General features: G+C 64.1%; 21 protein-coding genes and 1 pseudogene. 10 read left to right on the top strand and 12 right to left on the bottom strand.

What is annotated here, in order from left to right:
- Positions 1 to 387 (top strand): efflux permease Rv1217c-related protein (locus AC5RT3_RS18365; RefSeq protein WP_494124872.1); only part of this gene is annotated, 387 nt, incomplete at its 5' end.
- A 12-nt stretch (positions 388 to 399) separates the two neighbouring features.
- Here AC5RT3_RS18365 and AC5RT3_RS18370 read toward each other — a convergent pair.
- Positions 400 to 726 carry a DUF3040 domain-containing protein gene (locus AC5RT3_RS18370; protein ID WP_494124873.1) on the bottom strand — a complete coding sequence of 109 codons (327 nt, stop codon included), beginning with the start codon at positions 724 to 726 and terminating at the stop codon, positions 400 to 402.
- A 484-nt stretch (positions 727 to 1,210) separates the two neighbouring features.
- Between AC5RT3_RS18370 and AC5RT3_RS18375 the strand changes: the two genes are divergently transcribed.
- Entirely contained in the window at positions 1,211 to 1,648 is a 438-nt protein-coding gene (locus AC5RT3_RS18375; RefSeq protein WP_494124874.1) for a hypothetical protein, read from the top strand.
- 93 nt (positions 1,649 to 1,741) lie between these two features.
- On the opposite strand, the gene AC5RT3_RS18380 is transcribed toward AC5RT3_RS18375, so the two are convergent.
- Together AC5RT3_RS18380 and AC5RT3_RS18385 are read right to left on the bottom strand one after the other, a co-directional pair.
- On the bottom strand, positions 1,742 to 2,437 hold the full coding sequence (locus AC5RT3_RS18380) for a hypothetical protein (RefSeq protein ID WP_494124875.1): 696 nt from the start codon (positions 2,435 to 2,437) through the stop codon (positions 1,742 to 1,744).
- A gap of 5 nt (positions 2,438 to 2,442) precedes the next feature.
- A complete protein-coding gene (locus tag AC5RT3_RS18385) occupies positions 2,443 to 2,961 on the bottom strand; it encodes a DUF421 domain-containing protein (protein ID WP_494124876.1) in 519 nt (172 codons plus the stop codon).
- A 415-nt stretch (positions 2,962 to 3,376) separates the two neighbouring features.
- On the opposite strand from AC5RT3_RS18385, the gene AC5RT3_RS18390 reads away from it, so the two are divergent.
- The 4 genes from AC5RT3_RS18390 to AC5RT3_RS18405 are packed head-to-tail and all read left to right on the top strand — an operon-like array spanning position 3,377 to position 5,743.
- Positions 3,377 to 4,492, top strand: coding sequence for a DUF2254 domain-containing protein (locus tag AC5RT3_RS18390; RefSeq protein WP_494124877.1), 1,116 nt, complete (start codon positions 3,377 to 3,379; stop codon positions 4,490 to 4,492).
- Between the two features lie 46 nt (positions 4,493 to 4,538).
- Positions 4,539 to 5,057, top strand: coding sequence for a hypothetical protein (locus AC5RT3_RS18395; RefSeq protein WP_494051260.1), 519 nt, complete (start codon positions 4,539 to 4,541; stop codon positions 5,055 to 5,057).
- A 53-nt stretch (positions 5,058 to 5,110) separates the two neighbouring features.
- Positions 5,111 to 5,518 (top strand): four-helix bundle copper-binding protein, encoded by a 408-nt coding sequence (locus AC5RT3_RS18400; protein WP_494051259.1) that lies wholly within the window; start codon positions 5,111 to 5,113, stop codon positions 5,516 to 5,518.
- Between the two features lie 12 nt (positions 5,519 to 5,530).
- The gene (locus tag AC5RT3_RS18405) at positions 5,531 to 5,743 is read left to right on the top strand and encodes a hypothetical protein (RefSeq protein ID WP_494010111.1); all 213 of its coding nucleotides are present in this window, start codon (positions 5,531 to 5,533) and stop codon (positions 5,741 to 5,743) included.
- Between the two features lie 96 nt (positions 5,744 to 5,839).
- On the opposite strand, the gene AC5RT3_RS18410 is transcribed toward AC5RT3_RS18405, so the two are convergent.
- From AC5RT3_RS18410 to AC5RT3_RS18425, 4 genes are read right to left on the bottom strand one after another with little or no spacing between them, the layout of a single operon-like run.
- Positions 5,840 to 5,992: a hypothetical protein gene (locus tag AC5RT3_RS18410; protein WP_494051258.1), complete on the bottom strand. Its 153-nt coding sequence runs from the start codon at positions 5,990 to 5,992 to the stop codon at positions 5,840 to 5,842.
- A gap of 46 nt (positions 5,993 to 6,038) precedes the next feature.
- A complete protein-coding gene (locus AC5RT3_RS18415; RefSeq protein WP_494124878.1) occupies positions 6,039 to 6,887 on the bottom strand; it encodes an alpha/beta fold hydrolase in 849 nt (282 codons plus the stop codon).
- A 15-nt stretch (positions 6,888 to 6,902) separates the two neighbouring features.
- On the bottom strand, positions 6,903 to 7,799 hold the full coding sequence (locus AC5RT3_RS18420) for a diacylglycerol/lipid kinase family protein (RefSeq protein WP_494051256.1): 897 nt from the start codon (positions 7,797 to 7,799) through the stop codon (positions 6,903 to 6,905).
- Between the two features lie 46 nt (positions 7,800 to 7,845).
- Entirely contained in the window at positions 7,846 to 8,097 is a 252-nt protein-coding gene (locus AC5RT3_RS18425; RefSeq protein WP_494051255.1) for a hypothetical protein, read from the bottom strand.
- A gap of 202 nt (positions 8,098 to 8,299) precedes the next feature.
- Here AC5RT3_RS18425 and AC5RT3_RS18430 point away from each other — a divergent pair, with 202 nt between their 5' ends.
- Positions 8,300 to 9,022, top strand: a complete 723-nt coding sequence (locus AC5RT3_RS18430; protein WP_494124879.1) for a TetR/AcrR family transcriptional regulator C-terminal domain-containing protein — start codon at positions 8,300 to 8,302, stop codon at positions 9,020 to 9,022.
- Positions 9,023 to 9,537: 515 nt separating this feature from the next.
- On the top strand, positions 9,538 to 10,434 hold the full coding sequence (locus AC5RT3_RS18435) for a diacylglycerol/lipid kinase family protein (protein WP_494124880.1): 897 nt from the start codon (positions 9,538 to 9,540) through the stop codon (positions 10,432 to 10,434).
- A 37-nt stretch (positions 10,435 to 10,471) separates the two neighbouring features.
- Here the strand turns inward: AC5RT3_RS18435 and AC5RT3_RS18440 are convergent, their stop codons facing one another.
- The 3 genes from AC5RT3_RS18440 to AC5RT3_RS18450 form a co-directional block, all read right to left on the bottom strand.
- Entirely contained in the window at positions 10,472 to 10,738 is a 267-nt protein-coding gene (locus AC5RT3_RS18440; protein WP_494051252.1) for a hypothetical protein, read from the bottom strand.
- 353 nt (positions 10,739 to 11,091) lie between these two features.
- Complete coding sequence (locus AC5RT3_RS18445) at positions 11,092 to 11,619, bottom strand: hypothetical protein (protein ID WP_494051251.1); 528 nt, start codon at positions 11,617 to 11,619, stop codon at positions 11,092 to 11,094.
- A 597-nt stretch (positions 11,620 to 12,216) separates the two neighbouring features.
- On the bottom strand, positions 12,217 to 12,975 hold the full coding sequence (locus AC5RT3_RS18450) for a GAF and ANTAR domain-containing protein (RefSeq protein ID WP_494124881.1): 759 nt from the start codon (positions 12,973 to 12,975) through the stop codon (positions 12,217 to 12,219).
- Between the two features lie 334 nt (positions 12,976 to 13,309).
- Between AC5RT3_RS18450 and AC5RT3_RS18455 the strand changes: the two genes are divergently transcribed.
- Positions 13,310 to 13,546, top strand: coding sequence for a hypothetical protein (locus AC5RT3_RS18455; protein WP_494051249.1), 237 nt, complete (start codon positions 13,310 to 13,312; stop codon positions 13,544 to 13,546).
- A gap of 25 nt (positions 13,547 to 13,571) precedes the next feature.
- Here the strand turns inward: AC5RT3_RS18455 and AC5RT3_RS18460 are convergent.
- Positions 13,572 to 13,748 (bottom strand): annotated as a pseudogene (locus AC5RT3_RS18460) (SLC13 family permease); the annotation flags it as partial.
- A gap of 239 nt (positions 13,749 to 13,987) precedes the next feature.
- On the opposite strand from AC5RT3_RS18460, the gene AC5RT3_RS18465 reads away from it, so the two are divergent.
- Positions 13,988 to 15,118 (top strand): carboxylate-amine ligase, encoded by a 1,131-nt coding sequence (locus tag AC5RT3_RS18465; protein WP_494124882.1) that lies wholly within the window; start codon positions 13,988 to 13,990, stop codon positions 15,116 to 15,118.
- A gap of 167 nt (positions 15,119 to 15,285) precedes the next feature.
- Here the strand turns inward: AC5RT3_RS18465 and AC5RT3_RS18470 are convergent, their stop codons facing one another.
- Positions 15,286 to 16,308, bottom strand: a complete 1,023-nt coding sequence (locus AC5RT3_RS18470) for a hypothetical protein (RefSeq protein ID WP_494124883.1) — start codon at positions 16,306 to 16,308, stop codon at positions 15,286 to 15,288.
- Between the last annotated feature and the right edge of the window lie 160 nt (positions 16,309 to 16,468).

Genomic DNA, 16,468 nt, shown 5'->3' on the forward strand with positions numbered 1-16,468 from the left:
GCCGCCGCGGGAGCCGCGGCGGCCGCTGTGCTCACCGTCTCCCAAGCCGGGGGCAGCAGCGCCGCCACCGTCTTTGCGGCGGCACTGGCCCATGTTCCGGCGGCGCTGGTCTTTCCCGCGGTGACGGTGCTGGTGTTCGCGCTGGCGTCGCGGTGGACCAGTGCGGTGGGCTGGGGATTCCTGGCCGTGGGGCTGGTACTGGGCCAGTTCGGGGACCTGCTGGGGCTGCCGGTGTGGCTGCAGGACCTGAGCCCGTTCCGGCATTCGTCCGCGATGCCCGCCGAGGCATTCGACCCGGCCGGCGCCGTGCTGCTCGCCGCCGTCGCCGTCGCCCTGGCCGCGGCGGCCGGCCGCCTTGTGCGCGAGCGCGACCTGGCCGGGTACTAAGGGCTGCAGGGGTTACCGGAAGTCCTTTCCCTTTCCGGCACGCGAGCGGGCAGGAGGTTCGACTTTCCAGGACGAAATTCCCAGCCCATCCAGAAGCCAGTAGGCAGCAGCGCACTCGAGCACAAAGCCGGCAATACCGATCAGCAGTATCTGCGTTGCGACGCCCACGACGACGAGTACCAGGCCCGCCAGGACCGCGAGGATGGCGAGTATCATCCGGCGCGGGACCGATCCGGCCGGTTTGCCTGCTTCCAGGTTCCGGGCCAGGGAGGGATCCTGGGCGCTCAGAAGGTTCTCAAGCTCCTCAAGGCGCCTGCGCTCGTCGTCGGACAGTGGCATTGGACTTCGCCTTCTTTGGCTCTGGAAATGCCTTCACTATTCAGGCTAGGCACCCGGTTCGTCCGGACAAAGGGGTGTTACTCAGTCGTGATGGCACTGCAGTATTCTTGACGCCCTTGTAACGGCCCGTGGCCCGGGACGGACCTACGGTTAAAGGGAGCATCATCACCCGGCGTCCCCGATACAGCGTTGACACGTCGTGGGACCGCCAAGGCGGCAAAGACCCCCAGAAAGGATGTGGCATGGTGCCGTGGGCCTCCTCACATTGAGGACCGCGACGGAGCAGACATTGGAACAGTCGATGACCTTCTCATCGATCCCGAAGAAGAACGCGTCCGCTGAGAAGCCATTTATCCCGGTGGACGCGATCTCATACGTCACGGGGCCCCAGGGTACGCCTATCCGACGCATCCATTCCCGCGCCGCTGAGCACGCCGCGAACTCTGCCTGATCGGCAGCCGGCTGAGATTGGAGGACACTCTTGATGGAGAAGTCAGCGAATATTCTCACAGCAGTGCTGGCGCTGCTGCTGCTACTGGTGGGGTGCACACCCCCCGCTGACGAGGATCACGACGCGGTCGCTGTGGGGTCGAACAAGGATTTTGCCGGCCTTGAATTGCGGAGCGTCTTTATTGTTACTGCAGCCGAGAATGAACCCGGCCGGATTCTTGGAACGATCTTCAACACCACGGGCGAGGACCTTGATCTGGTCATCGGGGACAATGACGACGAGTTGCCTGTGACCATTCCGGCTGGCGGGAAGGTGGAATTCGACACTTCGCGGTTTGTCCTCACCAGCACAGAGGCCAGGCCCGGTGCGCGGACGGACCTGACAATCCAGGCAGAGGGTGAGACGGCGAGCTTTGATGTGGCTGTTGTCGACGGCACTTTGGAGCAACACGCACCCTATGTGCCTGAATAGGGCCGGGCAGCATCACGTCAAAGGCACGTCCGTGCACCCAGCGCCGGGCCCACGAGGTGGTGGTCGCATTAGCTCGAGGCGTCCCGGCCTGTGTCAATTATCCGAATCTTTCTGACGCAGAAAGTAGGCGCCCAGGGTACCCGCGAGCGTCGCGAACACCACAACGGAGTAGATGGCCATCAGCACCTGGATGAGGCGGGCGGAGAAGCTGGTGCCGGTGATCCCGCTGCCGGTGATCGCAGCCATGGCTGATTCATAGAGGGAATCCGCGTAGGAGCTGTGCTCGCCGGTGGCGTAGAGGAACTGGCTGGTTGCCAGGATGACGACGGCGGTCACGGCGGCGAGCCAGCCGATCCTGCTGGTCAGGAGCTTGCCTGCAGAACGCGAACCGCGGACACCCGCGGAGAGGATTGATCCGTAGCGGGCCAGCCTGGCGAAGCGGACCAGTCTGAATGCGTGAAGGGCCCGGAAGAACCGCAGGAACGGTACCAGCAGGAAAATCACCTGCCACCAGTTCTTGCGCCAGAAATCCCTGCCGAATGCGGCGATGTAGGCGCGGAGCAGGAATTCGAGGACGAACACCGCCCAGAAGAGCCAACCGATCACCGTGAAGGCGCTCGCCAGTGCGGGGTCTTTCGCCACCAGCTGGCCCAGCACTACGAAGAGGAAGATGACACCCAATATCCCCATCGGCTTGTCGAGCCGGCCGGCGAGGGCCTCCGCCTTGCCCAGCCTGGCGTCGCTTGCCTGCGGAACCGGGGAATCGTCAGGGACGTCCTGGCTTGCCACGGGCATCAGGAACCCGGAGTCCCGAGAACGCCACCGAGGGCCGACCCGCTGCCAAGTTTGTTCTTGGGGATGACACTGATGGTCCCGTTGGTTTCAAGCACCACCGCCGCGATGTCCGCAAGGTCCCCGGAGCCCGTGGCGCGCACCGCCTGCAGGATTTCGGAGTCACTCAGCCGGTTCCTCCGCAACTGGGCGTGCTGGAGTTCCCCGGACAACACCAGCGCCACAGGCCGTGACGTTACCGCGGACCGTGCGCCCGTGACGTGGGCCGACGCCCACGCGATGACGAACTGAAGGCCTGCAAGCATCACCAGCGCGGCCATCCCCTCAAAGAAGGCCACATCCGGGCTGAGCAGTATGGTGGCAAGAGTGGACCCGAAAGCGACCGTCACAATGAAATCAAAAGCGTTCAGTTGTCCCAAGGTCCTTTTGCCCGAGACCCGCAGCAGGACCACTACGGCAGCGTAGGAAGCCGAACCCACAACCAGTACGCGCAGAATCTCCGGCCAGGAATCAAACCACATAATGTCAAGCTCCTTCGGTAGGCAGGTGGCAGGGAACGCGGACATCTGACGGCTATGGACAGTACGCTTAGTATCGCTGGTTCCGGCGTCGGCAGGCCAACACGGGGTTGGTGACGCTGCCAGCCCGTCACCGGCCCTCGAAGGAGAGTGCGAGCCCATGGCTGAGGCAGCCTTAAAGCAGGTGGAAGACACATGAACGGGCGGGCGGCGCATTGGATGGATGCGCTCCGGACCCAGCTGTGGCCATTGCCTGCGTTGGCGGTCGCGCTGGCAGTGTCGCTCGGTATAGCGCTGCCGGCCCTTGATTCGGAAGTTGACGGGCAACTGCCCGAAAGCGTCAGCGTTTTTCTTTTTAGTGGAGGTCCGGAGGCGGGCCGGTCTGTCCTGCAGGCCATCGCGGGGGTCCCTGATCACTGTGACGTCCCTGACCTTCTCCCTTACCGTGGTGTCACTGCAGTTGGCCAGCAGCCAGTTCTCGCCCCGGCTGTTGCGGACCTTCACTGCTGACCGGTTCGTGCACGGCACCCTGGCGCTCTTCCTGGCCGCCTTCGCGTTCGCCCTGACCGTCCTCCGCAGCGTCCGCGACGAAGGCAGCGGAAATTCGCCCTTCGTGCCGGAAATCTCGGTTACCGTGGCGTTCGCCCTTGCCATCGCCAGTGTGATGGGGCTGGTGCTCTTTCTCGCGCACCTTACGCGGGAGATCCGGGTGGAAACCATGATGCGCAAAGTCAACATGGAAACCCAGGAAACCATTGACCGGGTCTTTCCGGAGGACCGCCCGGTCCAAGGGCCGGATCCGCTTCCGGGAGTTGCCAGCTTCCCTATCACAGCCGCGTCCTCAGGCTTCCTCACCTCGTTCGACAAGGACGCGCTCTTGCACGCGGCGGTTGAGTCAGGCGCTGTGGTGCGGCTGGACAAGGAGCCGGGCAGCTCACTGGTGAAGGGCGTCCCGTTCGCGACCGCATGGCCGCTGGAGCCGGCAGCGCGCACGCGGCCGGAAGACAGGATGATGCTGGGCGACGCCGTTAACGCGGCCGTGGCCACCGGGTTCGAACGCACCAGTGTTCAGGATGTGGGGTTCGGCTTCCGGCAGCTTGTGGACGTCGCCACCAGGGCGCTTTCCCCGGGCATCAACGACCCAACCACGGCGGTACACGTTATCGGGCACCTCTCGGCCCTGCTCTGCCGGCTGGTGGACAGGGAAACCGGCCCGGAGCACATCACCGACGATGACGGGCGCGTCCGGGTGGTGCTGGCACTTCCGGCGCTCCAGGACTTGCTGGGCATGGCTATGAACCAGACAAGGCACTACGGCGCCGCGGATCCGGTGGTGGCAGACCGCCTGCTGGAACTCCTGCGCGAACTCGCATGCTGCGACCGGGGAGGAAGGCACCGGGCGGCGATCCTGGACCACCTGAACCGCATGCGCAGCGCCATCAGCGCCGCTGGCTACTCGGTCCCGGAACGGCAGAGGCTCCTGGAAAAAGCCGAGTCCCAGGCTGCCGCTGTGCAGGCCGGGATGCAAAAGTAATGCAGGTGTGACCTGTCCCGCACGGATACGAAGCTAGGCTTATCAGGTGTCCACCAGGAAGTGGTCGATGGCCACGGTCTACTGCACTCCGCAGGAAATTCTTCGCCGCCTTGTATCGCTGCGAAGCATCTTCGTGTGCATTCTCCTGGCCCTCCTCGTGGCGGGAGCGGCCTCCTACACGCATGGCAGCCGCTATGCCCTTGTGGGGCACGGACCCTTCCTGACGGCGCCCGCCCAGTCCGTTGACCCTGCCGGGCCGCTGACCGAAGCACCCGCGCTGGGCTCAACCTCCCTGGGCCAGGGTGCCCCGCCGTCGTCGGACTCTTCGGTTGTCCCCGTGACCCACCATGCCGGCCCGATGCTGGACCCCCAGTCCATGGAGCGGGGCTGCTGCGAACGCCGGCAGGCACCCCGCGGCGAACCGGTTCCGCTCAGGACGGGCGATGTGAATGAGCCCTCCATGCTCTTGCAGGAGACAGGTGGCGAGGTTCTTTCCCCCGGTATGCCGTCCGAGCCGGACCTTCCCGCGCTCACGGTCATCCAGCTTTCGGTCAGCCGGACATAAAAACGCCCGCTGTTTCAACCCACCAACGCTGGCAAACCTGGAAAGACAGACCAATGACACATGTTCAATCCATGCTTGACGCCCACCCCCAGGGTTCCCGAAACATCGACAACGCCAAACTCACCGAATGCATCCAGGCGTGCTTTGAGTGCGCCCAGACCTGTACTGCGTGCGCGGACGCCTGCCTCAGCGAAGAGATGGTTGCCGAGCTGACTAAGTGCATCCGCACCAACCTCGACTGCGTGGACATCTGCGTGGCCACCGGAAAGATCCTCACCCGGCAGACTGGCCCAGACCCGGAGATGACCCGCGCAGTGCTCGAGGCATGCCGGGCTGCGTGCAGGGCCTGCGCGGAGGAGTGCGGGCAGCATGCCTCCATGCACCGGCACTGCGAGGTGTGCGCTGAAGCGTGCCGACGCTGTGAGCAGGCCTGCGCCGACCTCCTCGCTTCGCTGGGCTGAAAGGAAGCGGTCATGGCACAGCTTAAGAAAGCAGTTCATACGAGGCATCCGGAAGACCCACAGCTGCGGCGGATGCTGGCCACGCACATGCACTGCGGCGAGGAGATGCAGTTGGTGTCCGCGGGCCACGCGGCAGCCGCGGGGGTTCCCGACGGGAAGGACGACGGCGTCCTGCTCACCTACCGCTGCGCGTGCGGATTCTGCTTCGACCAGCGGCGGGCCTGACACCCGCCGGCCAGGACGGCATCAGGCCCGGGCCGGTACGGATTGGGGGGCCGGCCGGGGCCTGAGGTCCTGCGGGCGGGAGGTGGTGCGCGGGCCCTACGTGCGGGCCCTGCGCTTCAGCCAGCCCCACACCACGGTGGCGGCGAACAACACCAAACCGATGAACGCCAGCCATATTAGGCCCTCGATAATGAAGCCTAGAATCGACAGAACAAGCCAGATAATAAGCAGCGTGATGATGAGTCCCATGCTGGCATCCTAGCCCGCGGGGGTGCCCCTTGTGCCCGCGGCAGGATCAATTGCCGCTGGTCAGGGCGATGATAGCGGCGGCAGTGTGGGCTGCGGCTCCGTGCTGAACGATGTGGGGCTTGCCCGGTATTTCCAAGAAGCGCCCGTCCGGAGCGGTGGCGGCGAGTTTGTGGCACCAGTTCCGCGGCGCTACCGGGTCCCGCGACCCGCGGACCACGAGCACCGGCTGGCTTACCAGGGCAACGGTGGCTTGAAGGTCGTAGGCCATCATGACGGGAAGCTCGGTGAGGTACCAGCGCATCCCCGAGCGGACGTAGTCGCTGAAGACCATGGCATTGCCCATGGGGCTTTCCATGAGTGAATCACGCCCCAGGGCAAGGGATTGCTGGAGGACGGTACGGCGTTCCGGATCCACTACCGGCCCCAGGAGCGCCACATGGGAAACAAGGTCAGGGCGTTGCACCGCGAGCTCAGCGGCGAACTGGGTACCCATCGAGTGGCCCACCACCACTGCCCGGGAAACACCCACCTTTTCAAGGACCGCCGCGATGTGGTGTGCGTAGTCGGCGACGCCAAGTTGCCGGTCCGGAGTGGGTGTACCGCCGAAGCCGGGAAGGTCTATGGCGTGGACGTCCCCGTGCTGTGCCAGGCGGAGCTGAAGTTTCCGGTAGTAGCGGTGGGACATGCCGATGCCGTGGAGCAGCACGAAGACAAGGCCGGAGGACGAGGGCGGACCTTCCAGGAAGTGCACGTGGGAGGTCAAGGACGCGGCGGTGACCACTCTTGGCCTCAGCGGCTGGCGCAACCACGCGAGCACTCTCCCGCGGGATGCAGGTTCGGCTTCCCCTTTTTTGTCGCCCGTGGCGTTCACCGGTGTTCCTTTCAATACAGTCATCAAGGCGGCCCTGCCTTAGCCTAGAGTCGCCAGGGCGGCAGGCGCACATTCGATCGTCACCGGCGTATTGGCGGCAACGGATTTCACTTCTCCGTCGATTTGGTACGGAATGGGTTTAAGGGTGGTGAACCGGTAGCTGCTGACGCTGGGCTGGTCTCCCAAGCCCTGGGTGGTGGCCCGCAGAGCGGTCAACAGAACGCGGAGCTTTGACCGGTGGGGGAGAAGCACCACTTCGAACGTCCCGTCGGCCGCCATTTCGTCGGCCTCGCTTAGGGTGGCGTATTTTGCCATTTCGGGGATGTTGGCCAGGACGAGGCTGTCGAACTTGCGGCGTTTTCCGTCGGCTTGCCGGATTTCAAAGGGCTTGAATTTTGAAAAGGTGCGCATCACAGAGAACATCTCTTTCAGCGCTCCTTTGCTGCCCTTCTCCAAATCGATGGCCATGACCGGGGTCAGGCCGAATCCGATGTAGGAGTGCGCGTAGTCAGCGGCATCTCCACTGTTGCCGGTGCGGATACGAAGGAGGTCGATGCGGCGCACGCTGCCGCCGGCGATGGCTTCCTCCAGCGGCCGGGTGGCTATGGTGCGGTGGTGGTCGTTGGCGTTGCCGGCGGCCATAACCGCGCAGACAGCGTTGGGGTTGCCTGCCTGCATGACGCCATTGACCACTTCGTTGTAGCCGCCATCTCCGCTGACGGAGACGACCAGGACATCCTGGCCACCCTGAGCGGCTTCGCGGGCAAGTTCGACGGCGTGGCCCGCATGGTCGGTGGGTCGAAGCTGGACGTCCGCAGGGTAGGGGAGAAGCACGGCAAGCCGGGACCGGAGATCAGCGGCAAGCTTGGGCGCGTCGCCGGTGCTGTTGGGGTTGAAAATAACGACGATTCTTTGAAAAGTCCGTGCAGTACTCAAGGTGTGCTCCGTGGGTCTTTTATGGTCATGCGGTCGAATTCAGGGACTAGACCACGGCCTGGTAGCTGGACAAAATATAGTCCGCAGCAGCCGGGCCTTTCATTTTCAAACGCTGCCCGGTGAGGACGCGCTCGTTCATGGCAGCCCAGAAACTGCGCTCCACCTGGGGAGTCTTCCCGGACAGGCAGCACCAGCTGGTGTAGAGGCCGTACAGGGAGTCTCCGTCCAGGGTGGAGTCGGAATCCGGATCTGAGTATGTGGCTTCGCTGAGGAACTGGTCGAAGTGTGAATGTGCCATTGAAGGGCTCGTTTCACTGCGGTGCAGTTGTTCGCCGTTCGGCTACAGCGGTTTCCAACTCAAATGCCTTGCACAGGACATTGAGGGTAGTACCGGAACATTGCCGGAAGTTATCTACGTTGTAGACTTTACGCGTAGACTAAGGGATAAGCAACATTGCGATCCTCCAGAGGGCCCGCATGCTCCACAGGAACGGATCTTCATGGCTTCCCAGCGGAAAACCTTGAATCATAGCAAGCCGCCCAAGGCCCGCTTGAACAGGGAACTCGTCCTCTCCACCGCATTGGCGCTGGTGGACGCCGAAGGCCTTGAGGCCCTCACCATGCGTCGCCTGGGCCAGGAGCTGGGACGCGACCCCATGAGTCTCTACCGCTATGCCGCCAACCGCGCAGCCCTGCTGGACGGGGTGACCGAAGTGGTGCTCGATGAACTGGCCATTTTTCCTGACGACCCGGACTGGCAGGCCCAGCTTCGCAGGATCGGACACGATTTGCGGCTCCTGGCGCTGCGTCATCCCAACGTCGTGCCGCTGCTGGTCACCAGGCCCCTGTCCACTCCATTGGGCTTGCGTCCGCTGGGTACGCTGCGCCCGCTGGAGCAGATTCTTTCCCTGCTGATAGAGGCCGGGTTCTCCCCGGCCCACGCCCTGCACGTCTACCGCGCCTATTACGGCTTCCTCTACGGACACATCCTCAACGAACTGCAGGAATACATCGTGGATCCGGACGAGAATGAAGCCATCCTGCGCCTGGGCCTGCACCGCCTCCCGAGCAAGGACTTTCCACATCTGCGTGCGTTGGGTCCGGTCCTCGCCGAGTACGACGGCGACGCCGAGCTGGACCAGGGGTTGAGCATCCTGCTCTCCGGCCTGGCCGCACAGCTGGCGGGACCTGCCGCCAAACGCGGAGACCACCCCAGCGGCTAGTTCACGCGGCTCTCAGGAATCAAAGCAAACTCGGTTGGCTCGCCAGAATGTAGTCCACCGCCGCCGGCCCTGTCATCGACAGCCCTGGCCACACCCTCTGCCCTGCCGCACTCTGTGACTCCCGGTGCCCCTGCTGGCTCATAGCCGCCCACAGTGACGTGTCAGGGCACGGCTTCTCGCCGTTGAGCAGGCACCAGCTCAGGTACACCCCGTACAGTTCGCCTTCGCGGAGGCCCGACTGCTTCTCCGGGTCGCGGGTGATGCATTCGGAAAGAAACCGGGTGCAATTCGCGCTCATGTCTGTAAACCTCCTGCTAGGTAAAGCCCTGCCAACTGTGTTTACGCTCGGCGCCGGGGGCAATAGGAACCGGCTCCCAAGGCAGTTCGTAGCAACAAACCCGAAGGATGGGTCCGAATTTTTGTGCGTTGCGCGGCAGGGCAACGGCCTGGGCGCACCGGCGCAGGGTGACCGGCTAGGCTGGAATTGAAGCAACTGGGATTGGGAGCGATCCACAATGGCCGATGAACGGGCGCCGGCAGCCCATTACGACCGGATTACCTTGGTTTTCAATCCGAACAGGCCCGGAATGTCTGATCGGATCGATGAGGTGCAGCGGGACCTTGCAGCAGGCGTGCCGGATCTCGGCATAGAGCTGCTGGCGACGAATTTTTCAGGACACGCCCGCGATTTGGCGCGCTCCGTGGCCGGGCGGGGTGCCCCGCTGATTGTTTCTGTCAGCGGCGACGGCGGGTACAACGAGGTAGTCAACGGGGTGATGGACGTGCCCGGCAGCAATGCAGTGTGTACCGTGCTTCCGGCGGGTAATGCCAACGACCACCACCGGAGCCTGCCGGTCAAGCCCCTGGCGGAGGCCATCCGAGAGAACAGGGTCCGCCGCATCGACCTCCTGCGCGTCACGTTCGGCGGAACCCACAAGGATGAGGCGCGGTATGCCCACTCCTATGTGGGGTTCGGGCTCACACCGCTGATGGCAATCGGAATTGAACAGGGCGGAAAGGGGAAAATCCTCGAGCTCCTCTCCGTCGCCCGGACGCTCAGGGCGCTGAAACCATTCGATCTGGTCCGCGACGACGGTTCCACCGCCCGCTTCGACAGCCTGATTTTGGCCAACATTTCGCGGATGGCCAAGTACGGAACCGTGAGCGAATCGAACCAGCCCGACGACGGGCGGTTCGAGGTGGTAACCCTGCCCCACGCCGGGCTGCTTAAGATGGCACTGATGACCCTGCGCGCCGTCACGCTGGGGCTGGGAAACCAGCCCAGCGTCAGCAGCTATGCCTTCACCACGCGGGACGCTGTTCCGTGCCAGATCGACGGCGAAGTTGTGCACGTCCCGGCAGGGACCCGTGTCCTGGTGGAAAGCGCCAAGCACGCTCTGGCCACGATCTGATCAGCACACCGCTAGGGGCCTACGGGCGGACGCCGGGCTAGGGCTGCACCGAGTCAAAGAACTGGTAATCGGTGGATGGCTCCCCGCTTTGTGCCTCGTGGGACTTCATCCGGATGAAGTCCACGTCATCCTGGCTGAGCGTGGTTTCGCCGTGCGGGTCAACACTCAGGGGTTCACCGGTCGCGGCACTGATCTCCGCAGACAGGGTCCGAGGGAGGATGACGCAGCCGGGGTTGTCGACCAGCCATTGGGTTACCGGCGAGGGAAGCCTGTGCCACTGGTTGCGGATGCTGCTGTCGGTCATGTCGTCTGCCAACGTTCCTTGAGATGCACTGCCGGATCCGCGGAAAAGCGCGGAACGGCTGTGACTGGGGCTTAGGGACCCGGGCCTGGATCGCCTGTCTGGGATGGCTGCCGGTTCCCGTTTCGCCGAAGCGCTCCGGTCACGTCCGCCCTCGTTGTCCAGTAGCTGCGGTGTCAGCATCGAGGCGACTCGATCTACGTGCTCCCCAGATTCGCGGGTGCTGGCAGGAAACGGGCTCTTTTCTCGGGGAACCGGATGTCCAGTCACGACCTCCCGAGGTAGTCCTGAGTGTACGCCCTAAAAGCGCCTTTACGGGGCGCAGGGCTTATGCAAGATATTTGGCAGCCACGGCGCTATATCGCCGGCGTGCGCCGGTGCGGGAGAACGGTGGACAACTGCTGGTCTGCAGCCGGCAAAGACGGCGCGGTATTGCCAAACGAGGGGCGCAGTCCAGACCGGTAGGCCGAGTCGATGACGGGCTCGAGCTCGTCCAGGACAGTGCGGTTCCCGGGGAGGACCACGTGGGCGAGGAACTCTGATTCAAGGCTGGCGGCCCCTGCCGCCACCGCTCCGAGCTTGGCATCGATTCCCATGGCCGTGGCGTGCCACATCCTGCGGGCAGCGCGATCGAGGACCTTTCCTTTCGCTTCGCCGGCAGGGCCCTCCGCTGCATCCTTCCGGATCGGCAAAGCCGCATCCGGTTGCGGCAATGAGATGACGATACGGAACTGCCTCCCGCCGCCCCTGAACGCGATGGCGCTCCGGGTGCCGCGTTGACTGAAGATAACGTCCGTCGCCCCGGAGGATACGAGGGCTCGTTCGATGTGTTCGCGGGAGACCCCGCAACTGAAGGAATCACCCCGGGTGTAAGGACTTGTCATAGTCCCACTATGCGCCCTGCTGCGCCTCCTACCTAGAGCGCCCTCCTCGCTGACCGCGGGGCGGCCCTACGCGCTGGCTTGGTTCTGCCGCTGCGGCGGGCGGTGTTTGGCTGCAAGGTCGGAGAGGTCGTTGATGAGCTGCCGCAACTGGTGCTCGCGGCTGATCGCCTTTCGGGTCGGTGCTTGAGGGGGCACGGGAACATGCGGCCGGTCCGTGGCGGGCGCTGCCGGTGAGGTTGACTGCTTCATTGCAAGCGGAGTGCTTGGGCTTACCCTGTCCATCACCTGTTCCCCTTGGTACTGGTTGCGGCATCCTGCCCGCTGGTCCTCCTGAAGGAGTCCCTGTGAAGGCCACCCTAGAAAGCAACGAGGCCGAAGAAAAGGGGTTATCGCCATTCTTGGGATTTATTGTGCGGTTCTTGAGCTGGGCGGTCCCTGCACTCCGATGTCCTCCGTTGTTTGCTGAAATGGCTCGTGGGCGACCACCACGTCCAGGCACGTCATAAGGGATGTGCAGGAATCCTGCTACGTCCGCCTCCGCGGCAGCGACGGCTACGCGAATCCGGTCTTCATCGACGTGAGGTGAGGTGCAGACACTTACCGCCGGTCGAGGTGTGCGGTGTGAGACTCACCGGAAACGTTGCGCAGAATGCCTTCCGCCACCGTCCGGACCTTGATGTTCCTGTGGCTTGAGGCCTTGGCCAGGATCTCGAAAGCGGCCTCGTAGGAGCACTTGTTCTGCGCCATGATCACGCCGCAGGCGGCGTCGATGATGGGGCGGCTGTCCAAAGCTGACCGCAACTGGTCGGCGCCGGAGCGGGCGGACCTGAATTCCTCGGCGATCACGTAGCTGTTGCCTGCTCTCCTGCCGAATGCCGTGGCAGTGGCGGTGACGGATGCGGTGAAGACGTTGTCCCGGGCAGAGAGAAGGGTGAGCGCGGCGAAACGTCCGGAACCCAGTGGCACAGGGACGGACAGCATTGAGCGGTAGCCGGCCTGCTTCAGGATGCGCCAGTAGTCAGGCCAATCAGGATGCGGCAGGTACCCGTTGGCGATGGCTGCCACCCTTCCGGCAAGTGCCTGGGACACTGGACCGATCCCGTGTTCCTGTTCTCCTCTGGCCAATCCCAGTGCGCTGTCGTTCGATCCCACCGCCTGCTGGGTTCCGCGGCGCCGTGGCAGGGTCATGGCACAGTCGAACGGGGATCCCACCACTTCCTGCAGGGTTGTTGACGCGGCTTCGAGGAGCAGGTTCAGGGATGCGGCGGGGCTTTCCGCCCGAAGATCCAACAGGATCCCGGCGGGCGCTGCGTGCCTCCTCCGGTAGGGTGCCGGCTGCCAGCGGGGCGTCAGCACAATACCGCCTCCCTCGGCGGGCCCTCCGGGATGGCGTGCCGTATGTTTCCTTAGTTCCGTGCCCACAAAACGAACTCCCTGACAGCCCACGACCCAGTCACGGGCTGCTGGCTGAACCCTCTACCGACGGTACCCGCCAGGCACGGGGGACGCACCAGTGGCGGCTACTCGATTTCCGGTCCGCCCACCCCTGCTCTCTCGCGGTTGCCATGCCGGGCTTGCTTGAGAGGGCAGGGGATAGGCTTCTGCCGGCGTCCGCCGGCCCGGGGGTATGGTTGGGCTGGCGGAGCAGCTGTCCAAACCGTCGAACATTTCGAAGATGCGGGGTATCAGCGTGAACGAATACGAAGCCTCACTGGTCATCAAATCCGGGGCGGAGCTGCTGCTGTCTGCATCGACCGACCCCCGCGCGGATGAAGGTTATACCGCGGTCAAAACAAACGTGGCGCAAGCGCTGGAACTCATGGCGGAGGCGCTGGCGAACTTTGAGGCCGGTGTGAGTGGAACTAACCGGTCAACCGGCTGGGTCCAGGATCTGCGCCGCGTGGCGGACGACTTGGCGGAAAAGTAGGGGGCGCTTCCCGGTTGGGCGCCGGCTACATGACGCCCGTGGGTACCAGCAGTACCCAGGCGAGGACCGGTCCGGCCAGTACGACGGCGCCGGCGTAGATCATCAGCTGGCGGTAGACGCGCTGGCGGTCGTCTTCGGGGGCGTTGGCTACCACGAGGGCCCCGTCAGTACTGGTCGCCGGGTATGGCAGCGCCCTGACGGTCGCCGCAGGCCTGCTCGTTGCTGCCGCAATCCTGGCAACCGTCACCTTGCCCTCCACAACAGCAGCACGGCAAGATGCTGAGCCAGCCCTGACGGGACGGGGTTATCAGGCCTATAGCTGGAAAGTTCGAGCTGTCCGCCCGCTGCCGGTCCCGCTCAACATCCGTCGCATTCCCGCAGTCCACCAATCCGGAGAGGCCTCCCATTGGCGGATGTGAACGGGCAGGGCAAACTTGCGGTATGCGAAGTTTCGGGGTGGAAGAGGAATTTCTCCTCGTTGATTCCCAGACCGGGATGCACGCCGCCGTGGGGGAGGACCTGGTTGCCGAAACGTCTGCGCAGAAGGCGAGGCGGGCGGCAGGGGGAGCCGCTGAACCCTCGACGGCAATGCAAGGCAATACCTTGACCACCGAGGTGCAGCGGGAGCAGGTTGAAGCGATTTCCGCCCCTTTCACCAGCCTGTCCGATCTCGCTGCTGCCCTGAAGGAAGGCAGGGCCGAGGCACAGCGGCAAGCGACGGTCTTCGGCGCGAGTATCGCTGCCCTGGGAACTTCACCGCTTCCTGCACTGCCTCATTTGGTGCAGTCTCCCCGCTATCTCGCCATGGAAGAGCGGTTCGGGCTGGCCCTTCGCGAGCAACTGATGTGCGGATTACACGTGCATGTCTCGGTGGATTCTCCGGAGGAGGGGGTGGCGGTCCTCGACCGGATTCGGATCTGGCTTCCGAACCTGATTGCCCTCTCCGCCAACTCGCCCTTTTGGCAGGGCAAGGACACCGGCTACGCGAGTTACCGCTATCAGGTCTGGAGGCGGTGGCCGACTGCCGGACCAACCGAAGTGTTCGGTTCGGCGCAGGCTTATCAGGACCTAGTGGAGATGCTGCTCTCCTGCAACATCCTTTTGGACCGTGGCCAGATTTACTTCGACGCCCGCCTTTCGGCGACCTATCCAACGGTTGAAATCCGTGTCCCGGACGTCTGTACCGAGCTGGCCCATTCCGTAGCTATTGCCGCTATTGCCCGTGCCCTGGTGGAGACTGCGGCTCAGGAGTGGGCTGAGGGCAAGCCTTCCCCGGCTGTGCCTGCCGAGATGCTTCGTCTTGCCTCATGGCGGGCCAGCAGGTACGGCGTCGAGGACCACCTCATCCATCCCACCCTGAACCGGCCCCGTCCGGCCGAAGAGTGCATTGACGCGCTCCTGGAGCACATCAGGCCGGCCCTGACGGAAACCCAAGAGAGGATTTTGGTGGAGAAAAGCATCCGCCAGATCTTTGCCAAGGGGACCGGCGCGAGTCGGCAGAGGACGGTCATGAGCAGGGCGGGCAACTTCCGGAAAGTCATCCTGGATGCCGCAAAACGCACCCTAGCCTGATGCTTAAGACTTGGCTCTGACCGCTGCTGGCGACGCGGCGCGGCCGGAATTTGGCCGGCGGGTTGGCAGATGCGCGTCGAGAGTGAATTTACGCGTCGAGCGTGGGGGAATAGGGAGGGTGGAGCGTGCGACGGCGGCGCTCGCCTTTCCGCCCACGCCTTACACCGTCAGTTCGCCACAGTAAAGGGAACCACGGTCACCCCGGAGTTCGTCGACGCCTGCCTGTCGTCGCGGCAGGACGTCCGCAGGTGCAGCTTGTGCACGCCGTTGGACAGGGTCCTGGTGTCGATCGAGATGGGGGCCGCGCCCGAGGGCTCGGACCCGTATGGCCCTGCGGCATCCACCAGCACTGCTCCGGGGCTGGGCGGAACGGCGTGGAAGTCGGGGTCGATCGCAACGAAGGAGTGGGACGCCGGGCGCGAGTCACTGCCGGAGTGCGTGGTCAGGCCCACCAACGGACTCCAGATGCCGGACACCGGGCCGTCGGGAAGGGGAACCGGGCGGAACGAGGCCTCACAGTATCCGGCGCGCGTGTACCAACCCTTGCCGCGCAGAAAGGCCTCGTCCGATACGTCCGAGCCGGACCTTCCATTTTGGATGTTGACCTGCCAATTGAAGTTGGCCCGCATCTCCTTGCCGTCCGGCTCGCGGACAAAGCCGCGGAAGCGGACGTCCTGCAGCCCCGAGTGGTTGAACAGGGAAACTGGTTGCGAGAAGCTCAGCCAGCGCTCGCAGGTTCCGTTGCAGACGAAGTCGCCCCTTCCTTTGTCGGACGGTCCAGGGCAGCTGAAGTCCGGCGCTTCGGCCCGCAGATAGCACTTCTGGACAGTGGTTTCGCGGTCCGACGTCTTGAACACCATCGAGACGTAGTTGGCGGTGCCCGGGTTGTCGTGCAGGACCACCCGTACGTTCACGGTGAGATTCCCCGAACTGATGGTTTCCCGTTCGGGGATGCACGCACCCATGTGGAGGTGGCCGGTGTTGGTGCTGGCGTTGTTGGGCTGGTCAACGTCCGGCATCCACCACGACTGGGTGTCCACGAACTGCCGGGTTTCCGGGTAGACGGTGCTGTCGGCGCCCGGCGCGCCCATACACAGGCCGGGCTCGGCCCTGGCAGGTCCCGAGTGCAGTGCGGGCACGAGGGCGAACGCCAACGCGAGGGCAAGTATCAGTGCCAGGGACCGTCGCATGACCATCCATCCTCCAGGTCGCCAACCATGCCGCGCATGTTGACAGGGTTCATTGAGGCTTCGGCGCCTCCCGGATCGCAAGTCCGGAGGCGCCGGTGTCGGTTCACTGAACCGTGAGATGTTCCCGAATGCTCCAAGGCCAAACAGGCGGACAGTATAT

This window comes from Arthrobacter sp. Y3221159 (genome assembly GCF_059089885.1).

Excerpts from the sequence above, each read along its gene's own strand:
- AC5RT3_RS18440 (WP_494051252.1), bottom strand. The coding sequence starts at position 10,738 with ATGACCGACAGCAGCATCCGCAACCAGTGGCACAGGCTTCCCTCGCCG.
- AC5RT3_RS18465 (WP_494124882.1), top strand. The coding sequence starts at position 13,988 with ATGCGAAGTTTCGGGGTGGAAGAGGAATTTCTCCTCGTTGATTCCCAG.
- AC5RT3_RS18375 (WP_494124874.1), top strand. The coding sequence starts at position 1,211 with ATGGAGAAGTCAGCGAATATTCTCACAGCAGTGCTGGCGCTGCTGCTG.
- AC5RT3_RS18425 (WP_494051255.1), bottom strand. The coding sequence starts at position 8,097 with ATGGCACATTCACACTTCGACCAGTTCCTCAGCGAAGCCACATACTCA.
- AC5RT3_RS18445 (WP_494051251.1), bottom strand. The coding sequence starts at position 11,619 with ATGACAAGTCCTTACACCCGGGGTGATTCCTTCAGTTGCGGGGTCTCC.
- AC5RT3_RS18415 (WP_494124878.1), bottom strand. The coding sequence starts at position 6,887 with ATGACTGTATTGAAAGGAACACCGGTGAACGCCACGGGCGACAAAAAA.
- AC5RT3_RS18400 (WP_494051259.1), top strand. The coding sequence starts at position 5,111 with ATGACACATGTTCAATCCATGCTTGACGCCCACCCCCAGGGTTCCCGA.
- AC5RT3_RS18410 (WP_494051258.1), bottom strand. The coding sequence starts at position 5,992 with ATGGGACTCATCATCACGCTGCTTATTATCTGGCTTGTTCTGTCGATT.
- AC5RT3_RS18430 (WP_494124879.1), top strand. The coding sequence starts at position 8,300 with ATGGCTTCCCAGCGGAAAACCTTGAATCATAGCAAGCCGCCCAAGGCC.
- AC5RT3_RS18470 (WP_494124883.1), bottom strand. The coding sequence starts at position 16,308 with ATGCGACGGTCCCTGGCACTGATACTTGCCCTCGCGTTGGCGTTCGCC.
- AC5RT3_RS18370 (WP_494124873.1), bottom strand. The coding sequence starts at position 726 with ATGCCACTGTCCGACGACGAGCGCAGGCGCCTTGAGGAGCTTGAGAAC.
- AC5RT3_RS18385 (WP_494124876.1), bottom strand. The coding sequence starts at position 2,961 with ATGTGGTTTGATTCCTGGCCGGAGATTCTGCGCGTACTGGTTGTGGGT.
- AC5RT3_RS18405 (WP_494010111.1), top strand. The coding sequence starts at position 5,531 with ATGGCACAGCTTAAGAAAGCAGTTCATACGAGGCATCCGGAAGACCCA.
- AC5RT3_RS18435 (WP_494124880.1), top strand. The coding sequence starts at position 9,538 with ATGGCCGATGAACGGGCGCCGGCAGCCCATTACGACCGGATTACCTTG.